We start from the raw sequence: 17,345 nt of genomic DNA, 5'->3' as shown, positions 1-17,345 counted from the left end.
GCTGTGCGCGGGGAGGAGGGCATGAGACGATGCCCGAGATGGATGCCGCCGCCGACGAAGAGCTGCGTGAGCTTCGTGCTCGCGCGTACGGCCCTCATGCCGACATCGCGACCGACCCCGCCGCGGTGCGGCGGCTCGAGGAGCTCGAATCCTCACGCAGTGCAGCGGCTGTCCGGCGCGGGGGCCGCGATCACGCGGCGATCGCCGACTCCGGAGCAGATGGCGAGGCCGCCGAGCTGCGCGTCGTGCATCCCTCGGCCGATGCCGCACGAGAGAGCAGCGACCTTCTCGACCGGCTCGGCGACGAAGCCACGTGGGAGGAATCGATCGCACGTGATGCTCCGACCGATGCGCCCCGGCAGCCTGGGCGCCTGGCGCGGTGGCGGACGCCGCTGTGGGCGGCATCCGTCGTCATGGCTGCCACGCTCGCAGCGATGATCACTTACGCGTTCGCGTCGATCCCTCCGGTGTCGTCGGCCGCGGGCGCGCCGCAGATCGCGACGCTCGAGCTGACGCGCACGGAAGCCGTGCCGCCCGGGTGGTTCGGAGCGGAGGAGGACGTCGCCGCGGTCGAGTTCTACGGCCTGACGATCTTCGCGACCCCCGGGTGGGTCTCGGAATCGGGGGATCGGTCGTCCGAGGATCGCTGCCTCAATGGCGTCCCGACGGAGGACGTGCCGCCGGAGGCGGACCCCGACGGATCGTCGTATGTCAGCGGGCGGATCTGGGGGGCGTGCAGCGTCGGATCGTTCCCGGCGACCTTCGCGATGCCGATCGACGGCGATGCTCCCGACGAGCTGATCGACCGCTACCCAGAGGGCGCCGCATTGCAGTTCGTTCTCGACGGCGACCGCGTCGCGGTCTTCCTCGACAGCGGCTCGGACTGACTCCGCCGCACCTCTTGACTCCGGCGCTCAGCGATCTAGCCTGGCAGGCATGTGCCGCAACATCATTCCGCTGAACAACCTCGCACCGCCCGCGACCGACGACGAGTGCCACGAGGCCGCCGTGCAGTTCGTGCGCAAGATCTCGGGCACGAACGCGCCGTCGCGGGCGAACCAGGAAGTGTTCGACCGCGCCGTCGCCGAGATCGAGCAGTCCGTGCGACGTCTTCTCGACGGTCTCGTGACGACGGCGCCGCCGAAGAACCGCGACGAGCAGCGCGAGAAGAGACAGGCGCGCTCGGCCGAGAGGTACGAGGCGATCCGTGTCTTCCAAGAGGCGAAGCGCGCCGCGCGGGCAGACTGACGCAGCTCGAGGATCCTGAGCGCACGTTCGAGGCCATCGCCGACAGGCTCTGAGAAGAATCTTCATCCACCTGCATCCAAAACCCGGGTTCCCGGGGAACAACTCCTATGAAGGGCCGCACAGGGCGGTCCGGGTACAGGAGGAACAGATGCGCAAGACAGTCGCCGCCGGCCTCGCCGTCGGAATGATCACCGCTCTCGGCCTGGCATTGCCGGCCGGCGCCGCCACCACCCAGGCGGCTCAGCTCTCCGTGTTGCACGCGATCCCCGACACCCCGGTCGACGTGTACGTCAACGGCGAGCTGACCCTCGACGACTTCGCCCCCGGCGACCTGGCCGGTCCGCTCGAGCTGCCGGCCGGCTCGTATGAGGTCGCCCTCACCGCTCCCGATGCCGCAGACGCGAGCGCTCCCATCCTCGGACCCGCGACGATCGCTCTCGACGCGGGCGGGAACTACACCGCCGTGGCCCACCTGACCGAAGCGGGCGAACCCGGCCTCAACCTGTTCACGAACGACATCTCGCAGACGGCACCCGGCCAGGGCAGGCTGACGGTGCGTCACACGGCTGCGGCACCCGCGGTCGACATCCTCGCCGGCGGCTCGCCCGTGATCGAGAACCTCACGAACCCGAACGAGGCGAAGCTCGACCTGCCCGCGGGAACCGTGTCGGCCGCCGTGGCACTCACGGGCACGACCGACCCGGTCATCGGCCCGGCGGACGTCGCGATCGAAGAGGGCGTCAACACGATCGTCTATGCCTGGGGCAGTGCCGAAGACGGCAACCTCGCGATCGCCGCGCAGACGATCTCGGGACTGCACTCGAACCCCGACGGAGTGCCCTCGGGCACCGCGGGCTACCTCGCCCAGCAGGACGCATCGGTGACCACGCTTCTCTCGGCGGGTCTCGTCGCCCTCGCGATCTCGGCCGCCGTGGGTGCGGGTCTGATCGTCCGTCGTCGCCAGACGGTGCGCTGATGCTCGGAGGCACGCCGCGAGAAGCCGGTCTGCGCCGCGTCATCCTGACGCTGGGCGCCCTGGTCGCTGCGGCGTGCCTCGTGGCGTGCGCACCGGGAGGGGCGGGCGCGGAACTCCCTCCTTCCTCGGAGTCGCCCCCCACGACTCCACCGCCCGTCCCTCCCACTTCACCCCCCACCCCCACCCCCACGAGAGACGTCGAAGTGCGGCCGGGTGCTCTCCCCACCCCGGAGGCATCCGTCGCTCCCGTGAGTCTGGCCATCCCGTCGCTCGCCATCGACATGCCGGTGACGGACGTCGGGGTGGCCGACACCGGACAGATGGAGCTGCCGACCGACCCGGCCGTCGCCGGGTGGTACCGATACGGGGCGGATGCCACGAGCATGAGCGGCCGGATTCTGATCGCAGCGCACGTCGACGCGGTCGACTATCCGATCGGACCGCTCGCTCGCCTGCGGGACGTGCCCGCAGGCGAGGCCGTCCGTCTCACCGCGGCAGACGGCACGAGTCGCGAGTTCGTGGTCCAATCCCTGACCTACTTCGAGAAGACCTCGCTCCCCACGGCTGAGCTCTTCGAGCGCGGCGGGCCCTCCGCCCTGGTTCTCGTGACGTGCGGCGGCCCCTTCGACAGCCAGACGGGCCACTACCGCGATAACGTGGTGGCTGTGGCGGTCCCGCGATGAGGCGGGGTGATCACCATGGAGAGGAGACTCCGGGTGGATGAGACCACCGAAGCCGAGGCAGCGCTCGATCGACGTTTCGTCGCGGGCGACGAGCAGGCCCTCGCGGAGCTCTACCGACGCTGGTCGCCGGTCGTCTTCACCCTTGCGCTTCGTTCGCTCGGCGACCGGGGGGACGCCGAGGACGTCACACAGCGCACGTTCGTGTCGGCCTGGAACTCGCGCGCCGGATACGACTCGTCGAAGGCGCGCTTGTCGACCTGGCTGATCGCGATCGCGCGGCGTCGGATCGCCGACACATTCGAGGCGCGGGCCAAGGTGCAGCAGCTGCAGGCCGAGATGGAGCGCCTCACTCCGCCGGACGCACTCGTCTCGGAGTCGATCGATCTGTCTGAGACGCTGCTGCTCTCGAGCGAGCTGCAGCAGCTCGCACCCGACGCGCAGGCGGTCATGCGACTGGCCTTCTACGATGACCTGACCCACGAAGAGATCTCACGCAGAATGGGGATGCCGCTCGGCACCGTGAAGAGCCATATCCGCCGAAGTCTTGCCCGAATGCGCGACCGATTGGAGGTGAACCATGTCACATCTCGATGACGAGAAGATCGCCCTGATCGCGATGGGTGAGCCGGCCGGCTCCGATGCGGACATGCAGCACCTCGTCGAATGCGAGTCCTGCGCGGCAGAGGTCGCCGAGATGTCCCGGGTGGCGCTCGTGGCGCGATCCAGCGTCGTCGAGGGCGACCTGGAAGCCCCGCCGGCAGACGTGTGGTCGCGGATCCATGGCGAGCTCGGTTTGACCGAGGCGGTCGCTGCCGATCCCGCGTCCATCGCTGGCGAGCTCGAACCCCCGCCGGAGCCCGAGCACGAGCCGGAGCCCGATCACGAGCCGGAGCCCGAGCCGGATTCAGAGCCGGCTGTTGCGGATGCCGAGCCTCCGCGTCAGCATGCCCGCGTGCGCTCGCGTCGTCGCTCCTCGGCATCCGTCTGGATCCTCGCCGCGTCGATGGCGCTCGTCGTCGCGATCGGCGCCGGTGTCTGGATCGCCCGCGCGCTGACGCCCTCGTCTGCCGTGATCGCGTCGGCCGAGCTCGCGGCGTTCCCCGATCACCCCGATGCGGTCGGGCAGGCGGAGGTCGACGACGACGGCGACGGCCGGCGCACGCTCACGGTGACGCTCGAAGGCGATGAGCTCGCAGAGGGCGACTACCGCGAGGTGTGGCTGATCCGCGAAGACGGGCAGGCGCTGATCAGCCTCGGCGTGCTCGACGATGCGTCGGGCACCTTCCGTGTGCCCGACGGCGTGGACCTCGACGAGTACCGCCTGGTCGACATCTCCTTCGAGCCGGTGGACGGCGATCCGGCGCACTCGGGGGATTCGATCGTGCGGGGAGAACTCGACTTCGCCTGAAGGAAGTCGCCTGGTGCGAGTGCGAGCGGATCAGTCCGCAGCAGGTGAGGTCGCGCCGGCGAATACGGCATCGACGGCCAGGGTGAGCGTGTTCGTCTCGGCTTCGAGGATCGACTCGTCCGACGGGAGCGCCCTCTCGAGCGCGAGGCCGGCGAGCACCGTGTTGAGGAACCGCGCGCGCCGCGCATCGTCGCCCGGTGGCAGCGAGCCGTCTCGACCGAGCACCGAGAGCCAGTGCTCGACTCGGCGTTGCCCCATGCGCTCGTTCGCAAGATAGGCGTCCCGGAGCTCGTCCGTGAGCTCCGGTTCGATGAAGGTCTGATGGAGCAGTGTCGCGGCGCGTCTGGCCTGTTCGCCGACGCCGGAGGGTGCCAGCACCTGGCGCAGGCAGGCGAGGAGCCGTTCGCGGGGCGAGAGCGCCTCGTCATGGATGGGGTCGTCCGGTGCGATGACCTCGTAGACGATGCGCAGCACCTCGTCGAGCAGCTCGCGCTGGGTGGGGAAGTGGAATCGCAAGGAGCCTGTGCTCACGCCTGCGCGCGCTGCGACCGCGCGCACACTGAGCTTCCCGCCGGGATTCTCGCCGAACATCGTCAGGGCCGTATGCAGGATGCGATCCCGGGTGTGCATGGTGCTCGGATCGACCGTCATCCTCTCATTCTCCCTCACGCACGCTGACACGGTGTGTTAGCGTGGTCGGCGTCACTCACTAACACGCCGTGTTAGTGCATCGAAAGGACACCAGAGTGAATCTCGTTCGAAAGCCGTTACGGATCATCCGTGCCAATCTGCGCGTCTACCTTCTCCTCAACGAACTCGCTTACGGCACGTTCGTGATCGGCTTCATCGTCGGCCTGCTCTTCCCCGACCTCGTCGCCGGGCGGGCGCAGGCCATGGAGGACGACGGCACGGCGGCACTGATCACCTCGTTGCTCAGCAGCCCCTGGCTCTTCGCGTTGACCATCCTGGCCGTGAACACGCTTCGGCTCGGTGCACTGACAATCCTGCTGCCATCACTCGTGGTGCCCTTCCTCGGGCTCGCGACCTTCGCGATCTGGTCGGTGACCACCGGCGTGACCCTTGTTCCCGCCACGCCGGAGGGCTGGGTCGCGCTGATCCCCCACTCGCTCACCCTGGTGATCGAGCTTCAGGCCTACATCCTGCTGCTGCTCGGGGCATTCCTCCTGGGCAAGTACTGGCTGCGGCCGCAGACGATCCAGGCGACGACTCGGCGGCAGGGATACGTCCGCGGGCTCCAGCACATCGGCTGGCTCAGCCTGCCGGCACTCGCGCTGCTCGTGATCGGTGCGGTATACGAGGCCTTCTCGCTTCTGTACTTCGTGTACCCGCTGCAGCAGTGGCTGCTCGGCTAGCGCGAGTTCATTCCTCGCACTCGACTCAGGCGTGCGAGCTCTCGGCCTGCGCGAGGACGCGCTGCAGTGGTCGGTAGTGCTCGATCACGGCCGCGCGGTAGGCGTCGACGTCCCCGGCCCGCACGGCGGCGAGCATGTCGCCGTGCGCCACCGCGGTCTGATGGATGTCGTCGGGCTGATCGATGTCGAGCTGCGGCAGCACGGCTGTGTGCACGTCCCAGAAGGCGCCGACGAGCTGCCCGACGAGTCGGTTGCCGATCGCGTCGAAGAGCTTGGTGTGGAACAGGCGGTCGGCCTCGAGGAAACGTTCGCCTCTGCTCGCCTTGTCGACCATCTCGGCGACGAGCTCGTCGAGCTCTCCGCCGGCATCGACCTGGGCGGCCGCGACGACACGCTCGGCCATCGAGAGGTCGAGCGCCAGGCGCACTTCGACGACCTCGCGCAGCGACTGCAGAGACCCTTCGGGGGAGAGGACCCCTCGGAAGACCAGTGCCTCGACCATCGGATCCAGTGACATCGGGCCGACGTAGGTGCCGTGGCCGTGCCGCACATCGACGATGTCGAGGGTCGACAGGGTGCGGATCGCCTCCCTGACCGACGAGCGAGACACATCGAGCTCTTCGCAGAGCTCGGCCTCGGTCGGAAGGGGGTCTCCGGGTGTCAGCCCGCGGGCGATGATGAGCTGCTTGATCTGATCCGCCGTCGTCGAGCGCCGCATCCGCGATGCCCTACTCGTGGTGGACTTCATCTGGTCTCCCTCTCGTCCCGACTGAAACGCTCCGATCATCTCACTCTTGTGATTCGACCGATCGTGTGTTTAGAGTACATCAGACATCAGATGTCCTCAAGATGTCCCCCACCCACCCTGGAGCACACATGAACCGACACGTCACCCGCCGCCGTGCGGGTCGATTCACGACACTGGTCGCCGGCACCGTCGCCGCCTCCGCCGTCCTGGCCGGCTGCGCCGCCGGAGCGACCCCCGCACCCGACGACGGCGCGTCCGCCGGCGCCGTCGATCCCGACGCGATCATCGAAGCGGGCATCTCATACACGCTCAACGGCAGCTTCGACCCGATGGTCGCCTCCGGCGCCGTCACGGTGTCTGCGAACTGGCATGTCTTCGAGGGCCTCGTCGACCTCGACCCCGTCACGCAGGAGGCCGCCCCCGCACTCGCCGCCGACCTCCCGACCAAGGTCGACGACACCACGTATGAGATCGACCTGCGCGAGGGCGCGACGTTCCAGAACGGCGACCCGGTCACCGCAGACGACGTCGTCTTCAGCTACGAGCGCGTCCTGAACCCCGACAACAACTCGCTGTTCCGGACCTTCATCGACTTCGTCGACACGGTGACCGCGGTCGACGAGGACACGGTGCGGATCACGACCGACTATCCGTTCTCCCTCATCGAAGAGCGCCTCGGCGTCGTCAAGATCGTGCCCAAGGCGGTCGTCGAAGCAGACCCCGAGGGCTTCGGCGCGAACCCCGTCGGCTCCGGTCCCTACTCGCTGGTCTCCGCCGTGCCCGAGGACAAGCTCGTCTTCGAGCGCTACGACGACTACAACGGGCCGCACCCGGCACTCGCCGCGGGCATGAACTGGAACCTGCTGTCCGATGCCTCAGCCCGAGTCACCGCGATGTCGACCGGCACGATCCAGGCGATGGAGGACGTGCCCTACATCGACGTCGACTCGCTGGCATCCGCCGCCGATGTCGAGAGCGTGCAGTCGTTCGGGCTGCTGTTCATGATGTTCAACACGAAGGCCGCGCCGTTCGACGACGTCCGGGTGCGCCAGGCCATGCATTACGCGCTCGACATGGACAAGATCATCGAGACGGGGATGCTCGGCAACGCCACCCCCGCCACGTCGTTCCTGCCCGAGACGTACCCGAACTACAACGAGGCCTCGACGGTCTACAGCTACGACCCCGAGAAGGCCGAAGAGCTGCTCGCCGAGGCGGGCGTCGACGACCTGTCGATCACGCTGCTCACCACCGACACCGGCTGGGTGAAGGAGGTCGCGCCCCTGATCAAGGAGTCGCTCGACGCCATCGGAATCGACACGACGCTCGACATCGGGCAGTCCGCTGCCATGTACGAGAAGGTCGACTCCGGCGACTACACGGTCGCGATCGCTCCGGGAGACCCGTCGGTCTTCGGCGTCGACCCCGACCTGCTCATGAACTGGTGGTACGGCGAGAACGTCTGGACCCAGACCCGCACCAACTGGGCCGATTCGGCCGAGTACGCCGAGCTGCGCACGCTCCTCGACGACGCCGTGCAGCAGCAGGGCGACGAGCAGCAGGCCACGTGGGACAAGGCGTACGACCTGATCGCCGATGAGGCCGTGCTCTACCCGCTGTTCCACCGCAAGCTGCCCACCGCGTGGAGCAGCCAGGAGCTGATCGGCTTCGCTCCCGTCCCCACCACCGGCCTGTCGTTCCTCGACGTCGGCGTGGCGGCGAAGTAGTCCCGGTCTCCACGGCGGGGGTGCGCGCCCGAGCGCATCCCCGCCTCACCTCCCCGAACCTGGAAGGAGCGGCACGTGTCCAACACGCTCCGCCTCATCGGACGACGGCTGCTGCAGCTGCCGTTCATGATCCTCGGCATCACGTTCCTCGTCTTCTTCGTGATGTCGTTCTCGCCCGTCGACCCGGCACGCACCGCGCTCGGCGAGACCGCATCCCCGGAGGCGCTGCAGGCGTACCGGGAGCAGTACGGCCTCGATCAGCCGCTGCTCGTGCGCTACTTCACCTTCCTGGTGGGCCTGCTGCAGGGCAACCTCGGCACCTACTCGGCGCGGAGCCTTCCGGTGATCGACGAGGTCGTCCGTGCGTTCCCCGTCACGCTGGCGCTGACCTTCCTCGGCCTCCTCATCGCCGTCATCGTCGCCTTCGTGATCGGCGTCCTCGCCGCCGTCTATCGTGACCGCTGGCCCGACCAGCTCATCCGCATCATCGGGGTGGCCTCGCTGTCGACACCCTCGTTCTGGCTCGCGATCCTGCTCATCCAGCTCTTCACCCTCGGGCTGAACGTGCTGCCCGCGTCCGGTCCCCTGCCCGATCCGTGGGCCGACCCGGCAGGGTGGCTCGCCCGCATGGCGCTGCCGGCCATCGCGCTCGCCGTTCCGGTGATCGGTCAGCTCTCCCGCGTCGTGCGCACCTCGATGGTCGAGGAGCTCGACCGGGACTACGTGCGCACGGCACTCGGCGCCGGCATCCCGCGGACCGTCGTCGTCGGTCGCAACGTGCTGCGCAACGCCCTGATCACGCCCGTGACCGTGCTCGGTCTGCGCATCGGCTACCTCATCGGAGGGGCAGTGGTGATCGAGATCATCTTCGCGATCCCCGGCATGGGCACCCTGATCCTCAACGGCGTGACCAACAACGAACCCAATCTCGTGCAGGGCGTGACTCTCGCAGTGTCACTGGCCTTCGTGGTGATCAACATCATCGTCGACCTCCTGTACGTGCTCATCAATCCCCGAATCCGGGCGGTGTGACATGCGACGCAAACTGACTGAACGACTCTCGCTTCCGGGACTCCGCCTCGGCGGCCTGTCCCTCGGCTCCCTGATCTGCATCCTGGTGCTCGCAGTGATCGCGTTGGCCGCGATCGCCGCACCCCTGATCGCGCCGTTCGACCCGCTGGCATCCGGTGCCCCGGTGCAGCCGCCGAGCGCGGAGCACTGGTTCGGCACCGACCGCCAGGGCCGCGACATCTTCTCCCGACTGGTGTACGGCGCCCGGTACTCCCTGGTGATCGGGCTCGGCGCGACCCTGGTCGCACTCGCCGCGGCCTGCGTGTTCGGCACCATCGCCGCCACCGCCCCTCGGTGGATCTCCGAGACCCTCATGCGGGTGATGGACGTGGTGATGTCCTTCCCGGGCATCGCGCTGGCCGCGGTGTTCGTGGCGGTGTTCGGCAAGTCGCTGCCGGTGCTCGTGCTCACGATCGCCTTCCTCTATGTGCCGCAGCTCACCCGCATCATCCGCGCGAACATCCTCGATCAGTACGGCGAGGACTACGTCTCAGCCGTGCGCGTCATGGGCGCGGGCACTCCGAGGATCATCGCCAAGCACGTCGCCCGCAACGCGATGGCCCCGGTGCTCGTCTTCGCGACCGTGCTCGTCGCCGACGCGATCGTCTTCGAGGCGTCGCTGTCGTTCCTGCAGGCCGGCGTGCCCGACCCCGAGCCGTCGTGGGGCAACGTGATCGCCGCCGGTCGCAACCTGCTGATGAGCGGGGCGTGGTGGGCGACCTTCTTCCCCGGCATCCTCATCATGCTGACGGTGCTCTGCCTCAACATCCTCTCCGAGGGGATGACCGATGCGATGGTGTCGCCGCGGGCACGAAAGATCACCGCCGATGCCGCGAACACCGAGGAGTCGACGCACGAGCTCGAAGAGGCGGCCGCAGGCCACGACGACACGAATGTGATCGTCACGGTCGACACCGCCGTCAATCTCTCCGTTCCGAGCGGCGTGCCGGACGTGCTGGCGCCGGTGGCACCCGCGGTGCCTCTGTCCGAGCGGCTCGCCGTTCTGCGGCAGCGCGAGCTCTCCCGCACCGATCGGCTCGTCTACGCGGGCGACGAGACCCCGTTGCTCGATGTGCAGGACCTCTGCATCTCGTTCCCGCGGCACGGTGACGTCGACGTGGTCGACCATGTCAGCTTCACGGTGCGCCCCGGCGAGACCATGGCGCTGGTGGGCGAGTCGGGCTGCGGCAAGTCGATCACCTCGCTGGCCATCATGGGCCTGCTCGACCCGAAGGCCGACGTTCGAGGACGCATCCTCTTCGACGGCCAGGATCTGCTGCAGATGACCCCGAAGCGACGCAACGCGCTGCGGGGCCACGACATCGCGATGATCTACCAGGATGCGCTGAGCTCGCTGAATCCGGCGATGCTCATCCGCTCGCAGATGAAGCAGCTCACCTCGAGGGGTGGCACCCGCACGGCCGAGGACCTGCTCGAGCTGGTGGGTCTCGACCCCGCGCGCACCCTCGCCTCGTATCCGCACGAGCTGTCGGGAGGTCAGCGGCAGCGCGTGCTGATCGCGATGGCGCTCACCCGCGACCCGCGCCTCGTGATCGCCGACGAGCCGACCACGGCTCTCGACGTCACGGTGCAGGCGCAGGTCGTCGAGCTGCTGATGCGGCTGCAGCGCGAGCTCGGCTTCGCTCTCGTCTTCGTCTCGCACGACCTCGCGCTCGTCGCAGAGCTCACCCACCGCATCACGGTGATGTATGCCGGGCAGGTCGTCGAGCAGGGCACGACCCGCGAGATCCTGACCCAGCCGGTGCATGAGTACACGCAGGGGCTTCTCGGGGCCGTGCTGTCGATCGAGGCGGGCTCCGACAGGCTCCACCAGGTCTCCGGCGTCGTCCCGTCGCCGCGTGACTTCCCCGCCGGCGACCGCTTCGCTCCTCGTTCGTCCGACCCGGCCCGCTACGCGGGGGTCGCGCCGGTGCGCCGGCGGATCGAGGGAACCGAGCACTACTACTCGGCGCATCCGGACGATGCGCCCATCGATGCGATCGGAGCAGGACGATGAGCGAGACCGTCATCGAGCTCGAGGACGTCCACGTCCGCTACAAGACGCGTGCGTCGTCGCTGTTCAGGCCGAAGTACGTCGACGCACTGGCCGGTGTCTCGCTCACCGTCAAACGGGGGCAGACCCTGGGGATCGTCGGCGAGTCTGGGTCGGGCAAGTCCACCTCGGCCAAGGTTCTGGTCGGCCTCGAGAAGCCGACCAGCGGCCGCGTCGTGTTCGACGGCGAGACGGTGACCTCGTTCACGCCGGCCGTGCGCCGACGGCTCGGGCGGATCCTGTCGGTCGTCTTCCAGGACCCTGCCACGGCTCTGAACGCCCGGATGACCGTGCGCGATGCGCTGCTCGACCCGATGCAGGTGCACCGGCTCGGCACGCCGGCGAGCCGTGACCGCAAGGTGCGCGATCTGATCGGACTCGTCGGCCTGCCGGCCTCCGCACTCGAGGCGTTGCCCAGCCAGCTCTCCGGCGGTCAGCGTCAGCGTGTCGCGATCGCGAGGGCGCTGGTGCTGGATCCGCAGGTGATCGTCGCAGACGAACCCACCTCGGCGCTCGACGTCTCGGTGCGGGCTCAGATCCTCAACCTGCTCACCGACCTGAAGGAGCAGCTCGGCCTCGGCATGGTCTTCATCTCGCACGACATCCAGACCGTCCGCTACCTCTCAGACGAGATCGCCGTGATGAACCGGGGGAGGGTCGTCGAGTTCGGCGATGCCGCCCGCGTGTTCGAGGCGCCCTCCGACGACTACACCAGAACGCTGCTGGGCGCCGCGCCCTCGCTGCTCGAACCGACCAACTGAAACGACCGGAACACAATGACTGCTGCATCCTCCTCCGTCACCTTCACCGGTGTCATCCCGCCCGTCGCCACCCCGCTGCTGCCCGACGGCACGATCGACCACGTCTCGCTCGAGCGTCTCGTCGAGCGACTGATCGCCGAGGGCGTCTCGGGTCTGTTCGCGCTCGGGTCGACGGGCGAGACCGCCTACTTCACCGACGACCAGCGCGTCGAGCTGCTCACCACGATCGTCAGGGTGAACGCCGGTCGGGTGCCGATCATCGCCGGTGCGATCGAGCTGACTGCTCCCCGCATCATCGAGACCGCGCGTCGTCTGGTGGCGGCCGGCGCACAGGCGATCGTCACGACGGCACCTCTCTACACTCTGAATTCCGCCGCAGAGGTCGCCGATCACTTCCGGGCGATCGCCGCGGCGATCGACGTGCCCCTGTGGGCGTACGACGTGCCCGTGCGGGTGCACTCCAAGCTCGGCATCGACCTGCTCGTGCGACTCGGCACCGAGGGAGTCATCCACGGGGTCAAGGATTCCTCGGGCGATGACGTCTCGTTCCGCCGTCTGATCGCCGCGAACGACGCCGCCGGGCGTCCGCTGCAGCTGCTCACCGGTCACGAGGTCGTCGTCGACGCGATGGCGCTGGCCGGAGCCGACGGTGTGGTGCCGGGCTTCGCGAACGTCGAGGCCGCGGGCTACGTCAGGCTGTGGGATGCCACGCAGCGCGGCGACTGGACAGAGGCGCGCACCGAGCAGGAGCGCATCAACCGCGCGTTCGACATCGTCTTCGCACCGCAGGGTCTCTCGGGTGACGCGACCGGAGTGGGCGCGTTCAAGGCCGCCATGCATGCCCGCGGCATCATCGACCACGCGACGATGGCCGACACCGTGCAGTCGCTCGATGCCGACACCGTCACGCGCATCCGTCAGATCCTCTCGGAGCAGGGGATGCTGCCGGTCGTCGTCTCCTGATGGCGCGTCGTCTCGTGCCAGCGGATCATGTCGGATCAGCGCATCATGTCGGATCAGCGGAGTCGCGCGAGGTGGTGCTGGCCGTCGACATCGGCGGTACGAAGACGTCGGCCGCCCTCGCCGATCGTGGCGACATGCTGCTGTGCACCGAGACGGCGCCCACGCGAGCAGCGGAAGGACCGGCGGCGGTCGTCTCGACCGTCGCCGGTCTGGCGCAGAGACTTCTCGACGGATCACCCGCGCGTCTCTCGGGCGTCGGGATCGGCGCGGCCGGGGTCGTGAACGCCGTCACCGGCACGATCGTCTCGGCGACCGACACCTTCGCCGATTGGCCGGGCACCCCCGTCGCCCAGCTGGTGCGCAAGGCGCTGGGCGACCTGCTGGTGCCCCGCGCCCCGGTCGTCGTGCAGAACGACGTCGACGCGCATGCCGAGGGCGAGCACCGGCACGGGGCGGCGGCCGGTGCGGCCAGCGTGCTCGTCGTCGCCGTGGGAACCGGTGTCGGGGCGGGGCTCATCCTCGACGGCAGCGCCGTGCGCGGCGCACACCACGTCGCCGGCGAGATCGCCCACCTGCCGACCCCGGGGGCCGAGCATCTGCGCTGCCCCTGCGGTCGCATGGGGCATCTCGAGGCCATCGGCTCCGGCATCGGTCTGCACGCGCACTTCCGGTGGCTGGGCGGGGATCCGCACATCATCGACGCCCGCGGGGTCGCAGCCGCCGCAGCCGACGGCGACCCGATCGCCATCCGTGCCGTCGGCGAGTCCGCCGCTGCCGTCGGGCGCGCGCTCGCCGGCGCCGCGACCATCCTCGACCCGGAGCGCATCGTGATCACCGGGGGAGTGCCGAAGATCGGCGACGCGTGGTGGACGCCGATGCTGAGTGCGTACGCGGACGACGCCATCGATGCACTGCAGTCCACTCCGATCCTGCCGGGCGAGCTCGGTGACGACGCGCCCCTGCGGGGCGCCGCAGCATCCGCCTGGAGGGCGATATGACATCCATCGACATCCTCGACGAGCTGCGAGGGGGCCTCATCGTCTCGTGCCAGGCCTACCCCGGCGAGGCGATGCGCGATCCCCGCACCATGGCGCAGGTCGCGCAGGCGGCGGTCGTCGGTGGAGCCGCCGGCATCCGGGTGCAGGGACTCGACGACATCCGAGCCGTCGCCGGGATGACCGTGCCGGTGATCGGGCTCTGGAAGGACGGCGACGCCGACGTCTTCATCACCCCGACGCTCGAGCACGCCACGGCGGTCGCTGACGCAGGTGCCGACATCGTCGCGATCGACGGGACCCGCAGACGCAGGCCGGACGGCAAGAGCCTCGCCGAGACGGTAGCAGCGCTCCGCGAGCACACCGACGCCCTGATCATGGCCGACTGCGGCTCGCTCGACGATGCACTGGCGGCCGAGCGGGCCGGCGTCGACATCCTCGGCACGACGCTCTCAGGCTACACGGCCGAGCGCCCGAAGACCGAGGGGCCGGATCTCGAGCTGATCTCGCTCCTCGCCGCCCGCTGCGGCATCCCGATCATGGCGGAGGGGCGCATCCACTCGCCTGCGCAGGCGGCTGCAGCGGCCGCCGCCGGGGCGTTCGCCGTGTGCGTCGGCACCGCGATCACCCACCCGGCGACCATCACGTCATGGTTCGTCGCCGCACTCACCGAGGAGAGCTGATGGACGTCGTCATCGCACCCGAAGCCCAGATCGGCGAGATCGTCGCCGACGACATCGCCGCCCTGATCGCAGCTCGGCCGGATGCCGTGCTCGGCCTCGCGACGGGATCGAGTCCGCTGCGCATCTATGACGCGGTCGCCGAGCGCGTCGAGCGCGGGGAGCTCTCCCTCGCGCGCGCTCGGGGGTTCATGCTCGACGAGTATGTCGGACTGCCCCTGGGGCATCCGTGCCGCTACAGCACGGTGATCGACGAGGACTTCGTCTCGCGCGTCGATCTCGCCCCCGGCGCGGTGCGCGGGCCGGACGGTGACGCCGCCGATCTCGACGCGGCGTGTGCCGGCTACGAGAAGGCGATCCGCGATGCCGGCGGCGTCGACCTGCAGATCCTGGGCATCGGCACGGACGGGCATATCGCGTTCAACGAGCCCGGGTCGTCGCTGGCGTCGAGGACCCGAGTGAAGACGCTCACCGCACAGACCCGTGAAGACAACGCCCGTTTCTTCGGCGGCGACGTCGACGCGGTGCCGTATCACTGCCTCACGCAGGGACTCGGCACGATCATGGACGCGCGACGCATCGTGCTCGTCGCGACCGGTGAGGCGAAGGCAGAGGCGGTCGCGCAGCTCGTCGAAGGGGCGGTGTCGGCCCGATGGCCCGCGACGATCCTGCAACACCACCGACGCGTCACCGTGCTCGTCGATGACGCGGCCGCGTCCCGGTTCGCGCTCGCCGAGTACTACCGGCACACCCAGGCGCACCGCCACCTGGTGTCATGAACGAGCCGCTCGCACCGCTGCTGGTCAGCTCCTACGCGGTGTCTCCCGCGCATGCGACCTGGGATCCCGATCTCGAGGCCGAACTCCTGCCCGCGCTCTGCGCGCTGCCCGATGTCGTGGGGCTCGAGGTGCCGTGGATCGGGGGCCTGCACCCTCATGATCCGGGGTGGTTCCTGCGCCACGTGCCTGCCGCGGCCGAGCTCGCGGTGACCCCGCTGCCATGGGTGATGAAGCGGTGTGCGGCCGACGCCCGCTACGGCATCGCCTCCCCGGATGAGGATGGGCGTCGCGCCGCCATCGCCGACCTGCGCGCAGTCGCCCGAGACGTGCGGCGGATCGACCACGACACCGATGCGTCGGTCACGGTGGTCGCACTCCACGCCGCCCCGCAGGGGGGAGGAGATCGAGCGCGTCTGGCGGCATCGCTCGCCGAGATCTCCGGATGGGACTGGGCGGGAGCGCGGCTCGTCATCGAGCACTGCGACGCCGCGGTGCCGGGTCACCCGTGGGAGAAGGGCTTCCTGACTCTGGACGACGAGCTCGGCGCGATGCTCTCGGTCGACGCTCCGCTGGCGCTCTGGCTGAACTGGGGTCGCTCGGTGATCGAGACGCGCGACGCCGACGCGGTGACCGGGCAGATCGCGGAGGCAGCGGCGACCGGTCGGCTCGCCGGGCTGACGTTCTCGGGGTCGGCAGCGATCGACGGCCCCTATGGCCCAGCCTGGACGGACGGGCACCTGCCGCTCGCGGCAGCGGATCCCGCATCCGGTTCGCTGTTGGATGCGGCCCATGTCGCCGCCGCGCTCGCCTCCGCCGGTCAGGTCGAGCGACTCGGGCTGAAGGTCAGCCGACGGCCGGGAGACACGACGGCGGAGGATGTCATCCGGACGGTCGACGACAATCTGCGCGAGTTGAGGGCGGCTGCCCGCGCGTGAACCCGGTCTCCGCGCTTTCTACGCAGCACGCTCCCGCACGGCAGGCCGGGTGAGGCGCGGGATCAACGAGGGCGTGCTCTCGCGGTACTCGACGTAGCCGGCGCGGTCGCCCCACTTCTTCTCGGCGCGCGCTTCGAGCAGTGGGATGCCGCTCACGCGGGTGAGCAGCAGGATCACGAACAGCGGCGACAGGATCGCGACCCACTGCCACCCCGCGAGCACGGGTGCGGCGGTCAGGAACACGCCCACCCAGATGACGATCTCGCCGAAGTAGTTCGGGTGCCGCGAGCGCGACCACAGGCCGGTACGGATGAACTCGTCCTTGTTCTTCGGGTCGGCGCGGAACGCCGACTTCTGCGCGTCGGCGATGATCTCGATGGTCATGCCGAGCAGCCACACGACGATGCCCACGACGGTCAGCCATCCAATGGGCGCTCGTGCCGCAGCATCCGTGCTGATCGCGATCCATGCCGCCGCCGCCGTGATCGACACCCACGCACCCTGGATCACCCACACCTGCAGGAAGCGTACGGGCGAGCCCTTGATCTCGTCGAAGCGGCCGTCGGATCCGGCCTTGTGCACGCGCAGGGCGAGGAACGACCCGAGGCGCACGGCCCACAGGATCACCATCGCCGCGAGGATCCAGCTGCGCGCATCGGGCATAGGCGTCAGCAGCACGAGAGCGACCGAGATGGCAAAGAAGGTGAGGCTGCCGGTGAGGTCGAAGAACCGCTCGGTGCGCAGGATCATCGCCGGGATGAACGCGATGACCTGGATGGCGAATGCCGCGGCGACGGCGAGGGCGAACAGCGGGATGCCGCCGATCGCCGCACCGCCCTGGCTCCCGGCGAGTGCGACGAGGGCTCCGATGACGAGCGCGACGATGATCGCGATGAGAGACGATCGCGAAGACTTGGGGGTGGAGGAGGTGGGGGAGGACATCGT

General features: G+C 69.1%; 19 protein-coding genes. 16 read left to right on the top strand and 3 right to left on the bottom strand.

Translation table 11 applies throughout. From position 1 onward, the window contains the following. Positions 1-29 precede the first annotated feature (29 nt). From MRBLMI13_RS07270 to MRBLMI13_RS07245, 6 genes are all read left to right on the top strand, one after another. On the top strand, positions 30-887 hold the full coding sequence (locus MRBLMI13_RS07270; RefSeq protein ID WP_367821497.1) for a hypothetical protein: 858 nt from the start codon (positions 30-32) through the stop codon (positions 885-887). A gap of 49 nt (positions 888-936) precedes the next feature. Further along, a complete protein-coding gene (locus MRBLMI13_RS07265) occupies positions 937-1,248 on the top strand; it encodes a DUF2277 domain-containing protein (RefSeq protein WP_056374724.1) in 312 nt (103 codons plus the stop codon). 148 nt (positions 1,249-1,396) lie between these two features. Next, positions 1,397-2,224, top strand: a complete 828-nt coding sequence (locus MRBLMI13_RS07260) for a DUF4397 domain-containing protein (protein WP_056374722.1) — start codon at positions 1,397-1,399, stop codon at positions 2,222-2,224. A 248-nt stretch (positions 2,225-2,472) separates the two neighbouring features. Beyond that, entirely contained in the window at positions 2,473-2,907 is a 435-nt protein-coding gene (locus MRBLMI13_RS07255) for a class F sortase (protein WP_367821494.1), read from the top strand. A gap of 33 nt (positions 2,908-2,940) precedes the next feature. Continuing rightward, positions 2,941-3,501, top strand: coding sequence for an RNA polymerase sigma factor (locus MRBLMI13_RS07250; protein WP_309691937.1), 561 nt, complete (start codon positions 2,941-2,943; stop codon positions 3,499-3,501). Continuing rightward, complete coding sequence (locus tag MRBLMI13_RS07245) at positions 3,485-4,315, top strand: anti-sigma factor (RefSeq protein WP_367821492.1); 831 nt, start codon at positions 3,485-3,487, stop codon at positions 4,313-4,315. Before MRBLMI13_RS07250 ends, MRBLMI13_RS07245 begins: the two co-directional genes overlap by 17 nt. 30 nt (positions 4,316-4,345) lie before the next feature. Here MRBLMI13_RS07245 and MRBLMI13_RS07240 read toward each other — a convergent pair whose 3' ends face one another. Further along, positions 4,346-4,966 (bottom strand): TetR/AcrR family transcriptional regulator, encoded by a 621-nt coding sequence (locus tag MRBLMI13_RS07240; RefSeq protein WP_367821490.1) that lies wholly within the window; start codon positions 4,964-4,966, stop codon positions 4,346-4,348. 95 nt (positions 4,967-5,061) lie between these two features. Here MRBLMI13_RS07240 and MRBLMI13_RS07235 point away from each other — a divergent pair, with 95 nt between their 5' ends. After that, entirely contained in the window at positions 5,062-5,688 is a 627-nt protein-coding gene (locus tag MRBLMI13_RS07235) for a hypothetical protein (protein WP_367821488.1), read from the top strand. Positions 5,689-5,713: 25 nt separating this feature from the next. On the opposite strand, the gene MRBLMI13_RS07230 is transcribed toward MRBLMI13_RS07235, so the two are convergent. After that, the gene (locus tag MRBLMI13_RS07230) at positions 5,714-6,436 is read right to left on the bottom strand and encodes a FadR/GntR family transcriptional regulator (protein ID WP_042536924.1); all 723 of its coding nucleotides are present in this window, start codon (positions 6,434-6,436) and stop codon (positions 5,714-5,716) included. A gap of 128 nt (positions 6,437-6,564) precedes the next feature. Here MRBLMI13_RS07230 and MRBLMI13_RS07225 point away from each other — a divergent pair, with 128 nt between their 5' ends. The 9 genes from MRBLMI13_RS07225 (at position 6,565) to MRBLMI13_RS07185 (ending at position 16,400) form a co-directional block, all read left to right on the top strand. Then, positions 6,565-8,163 (top strand): ABC transporter substrate-binding protein, encoded by a 1,599-nt coding sequence (locus tag MRBLMI13_RS07225; RefSeq protein ID WP_367821486.1) that lies wholly within the window; start codon positions 6,565-6,567, stop codon positions 8,161-8,163. Between the two features lie 75 nt (positions 8,164-8,238). After that, on the top strand, positions 8,239-9,195 hold the full coding sequence (locus MRBLMI13_RS07220) for an ABC transporter permease (protein ID WP_187249251.1): 957 nt from the start codon (positions 8,239-8,241) through the stop codon (positions 9,193-9,195). A gap of 1 nt (position 9,196) precedes the next feature. Continuing rightward, positions 9,197-11,251 (top strand): dipeptide/oligopeptide/nickel ABC transporter permease/ATP-binding protein, encoded by a 2,055-nt coding sequence (locus MRBLMI13_RS07215; RefSeq protein ID WP_367821484.1) that lies wholly within the window; start codon positions 9,197-9,199, stop codon positions 11,249-11,251. After that, the gene (locus tag MRBLMI13_RS07210; protein WP_079113753.1) at positions 11,248-12,048 is read left to right on the top strand and encodes an ABC transporter ATP-binding protein; all 801 of its coding nucleotides are present in this window, start codon (positions 11,248-11,250) and stop codon (positions 12,046-12,048) included. Before MRBLMI13_RS07215 ends, MRBLMI13_RS07210 begins: the two co-directional genes overlap by 4 nt. 15 nt (positions 12,049-12,063) lie before the next feature. Next, the gene (locus MRBLMI13_RS07205; protein ID WP_367821482.1) at positions 12,064-13,011 is read left to right on the top strand and encodes a dihydrodipicolinate synthase family protein; all 948 of its coding nucleotides are present in this window, start codon (positions 12,064-12,066) and stop codon (positions 13,009-13,011) included. Between the two features lie 71 nt (positions 13,012-13,082). Further along, positions 13,083-14,009, top strand: coding sequence for an ROK family protein (locus MRBLMI13_RS07200; protein WP_367821480.1), 927 nt, complete (start codon positions 13,083-13,085; stop codon positions 14,007-14,009). Next, on the top strand, positions 14,006-14,689 hold the full coding sequence (locus MRBLMI13_RS07195) for an N-acetylmannosamine-6-phosphate 2-epimerase (RefSeq protein WP_367821478.1): 684 nt from the start codon (positions 14,006-14,008) through the stop codon (positions 14,687-14,689). Before MRBLMI13_RS07200 ends, MRBLMI13_RS07195 begins: the two co-directional genes overlap by 4 nt. Next, entirely contained in the window at positions 14,689-15,465 is a 777-nt protein-coding gene (gene nagB / locus MRBLMI13_RS07190; RefSeq protein ID WP_367821476.1) for a glucosamine-6-phosphate deaminase, read from the top strand. Before MRBLMI13_RS07195 ends, nagB begins: the two co-directional genes overlap by 1 nt. Next, on the top strand, positions 15,462-16,400 hold the full coding sequence (locus tag MRBLMI13_RS07185; RefSeq protein ID WP_367821474.1) for a DUF4862 family protein: 939 nt from the start codon (positions 15,462-15,464) through the stop codon (positions 16,398-16,400). The genes nagB and MRBLMI13_RS07185 overlap by 4 nt, the downstream gene beginning before the upstream one ends. A gap of 18 nt (positions 16,401-16,418) precedes the next feature. On the opposite strand, the gene MRBLMI13_RS07180 is transcribed toward MRBLMI13_RS07185, so the two are convergent. Continuing rightward, positions 16,419-17,342 carry a DUF1295 domain-containing protein gene (locus MRBLMI13_RS07180; protein WP_367821472.1) on the bottom strand — a complete coding sequence of 308 codons (924 nt, stop codon included), beginning with the start codon at positions 17,340-17,342 and terminating at the stop codon, positions 16,419-16,421. Positions 17,343-17,345 lie beyond the last annotated feature (3 nt).

The organism is Microbacterium sp. LMI13-1-1.1 (genome assembly GCF_040815625.1).
Lineage (GTDB): Bacteria > Actinomycetota > Actinomycetes > Actinomycetales > Microbacteriaceae > Microbacterium > Microbacterium forte.
Note: the sequence above shows the minus strand (reverse complement) of the source record. Positions and strands in the feature narration are given on the sequence as shown.

Coding starts and splice junctions, on each gene's coding strand:
- MRBLMI13_RS07245 (WP_367821492.1), top strand. CDS start 3,485: ATGTCACATCTCGATGACGAGAAGATCGCCCTGATCGCGATGGGTGAG.
- MRBLMI13_RS07225 (WP_367821486.1), top strand. CDS start 6,565: ATGAACCGACACGTCACCCGCCGCCGTGCGGGTCGATTCACGACACTG.
- MRBLMI13_RS07195 (WP_367821478.1), top strand. CDS start 14,006: ATGACATCCATCGACATCCTCGACGAGCTGCGAGGGGGCCTCATCGTC.
- MRBLMI13_RS07270 (WP_367821497.1), top strand. CDS start 30: ATGCCCGAGATGGATGCCGCCGCCGACGAAGAGCTGCGTGAGCTTCGT.
- nagB (WP_367821476.1), top strand. CDS start 14,689: ATGGACGTCGTCATCGCACCCGAAGCCCAGATCGGCGAGATCGTCGCC.
- MRBLMI13_RS07260 (WP_056374722.1), top strand. CDS start 1,397: ATGCGCAAGACAGTCGCCGCCGGCCTCGCCGTCGGAATGATCACCGCT.
- MRBLMI13_RS07210 (WP_079113753.1), top strand. CDS start 11,248: ATGAGCGAGACCGTCATCGAGCTCGAGGACGTCCACGTCCGCTACAAG.
- MRBLMI13_RS07205 (WP_367821482.1), top strand. CDS start 12,064: ATGACTGCTGCATCCTCCTCCGTCACCTTCACCGGTGTCATCCCGCCC.
- MRBLMI13_RS07230 (WP_042536924.1), bottom strand. CDS start 6,436: ATGAAGTCCACCACGAGTAGGGCATCGCGGATGCGGCGCTCGACGACG.
- MRBLMI13_RS07215 (WP_367821484.1), top strand. CDS start 9,197: ATGCGACGCAAACTGACTGAACGACTCTCGCTTCCGGGACTCCGCCTC.
- MRBLMI13_RS07240 (WP_367821490.1), bottom strand. CDS start 4,966: ATGACGGTCGATCCGAGCACCATGCACACCCGGGATCGCATCCTGCAT.
- MRBLMI13_RS07180 (WP_367821472.1), bottom strand. CDS start 17,342: ATGTCCTCCCCCACCTCCTCCACCCCCAAGTCTTCGCGATCGTCTCTC.
- MRBLMI13_RS07265 (WP_056374724.1), top strand. CDS start 937: ATGTGCCGCAACATCATTCCGCTGAACAACCTCGCACCGCCCGCGACC.
- MRBLMI13_RS07185 (WP_367821474.1), top strand. CDS start 15,462: ATGAACGAGCCGCTCGCACCGCTGCTGGTCAGCTCCTACGCGGTGTCT.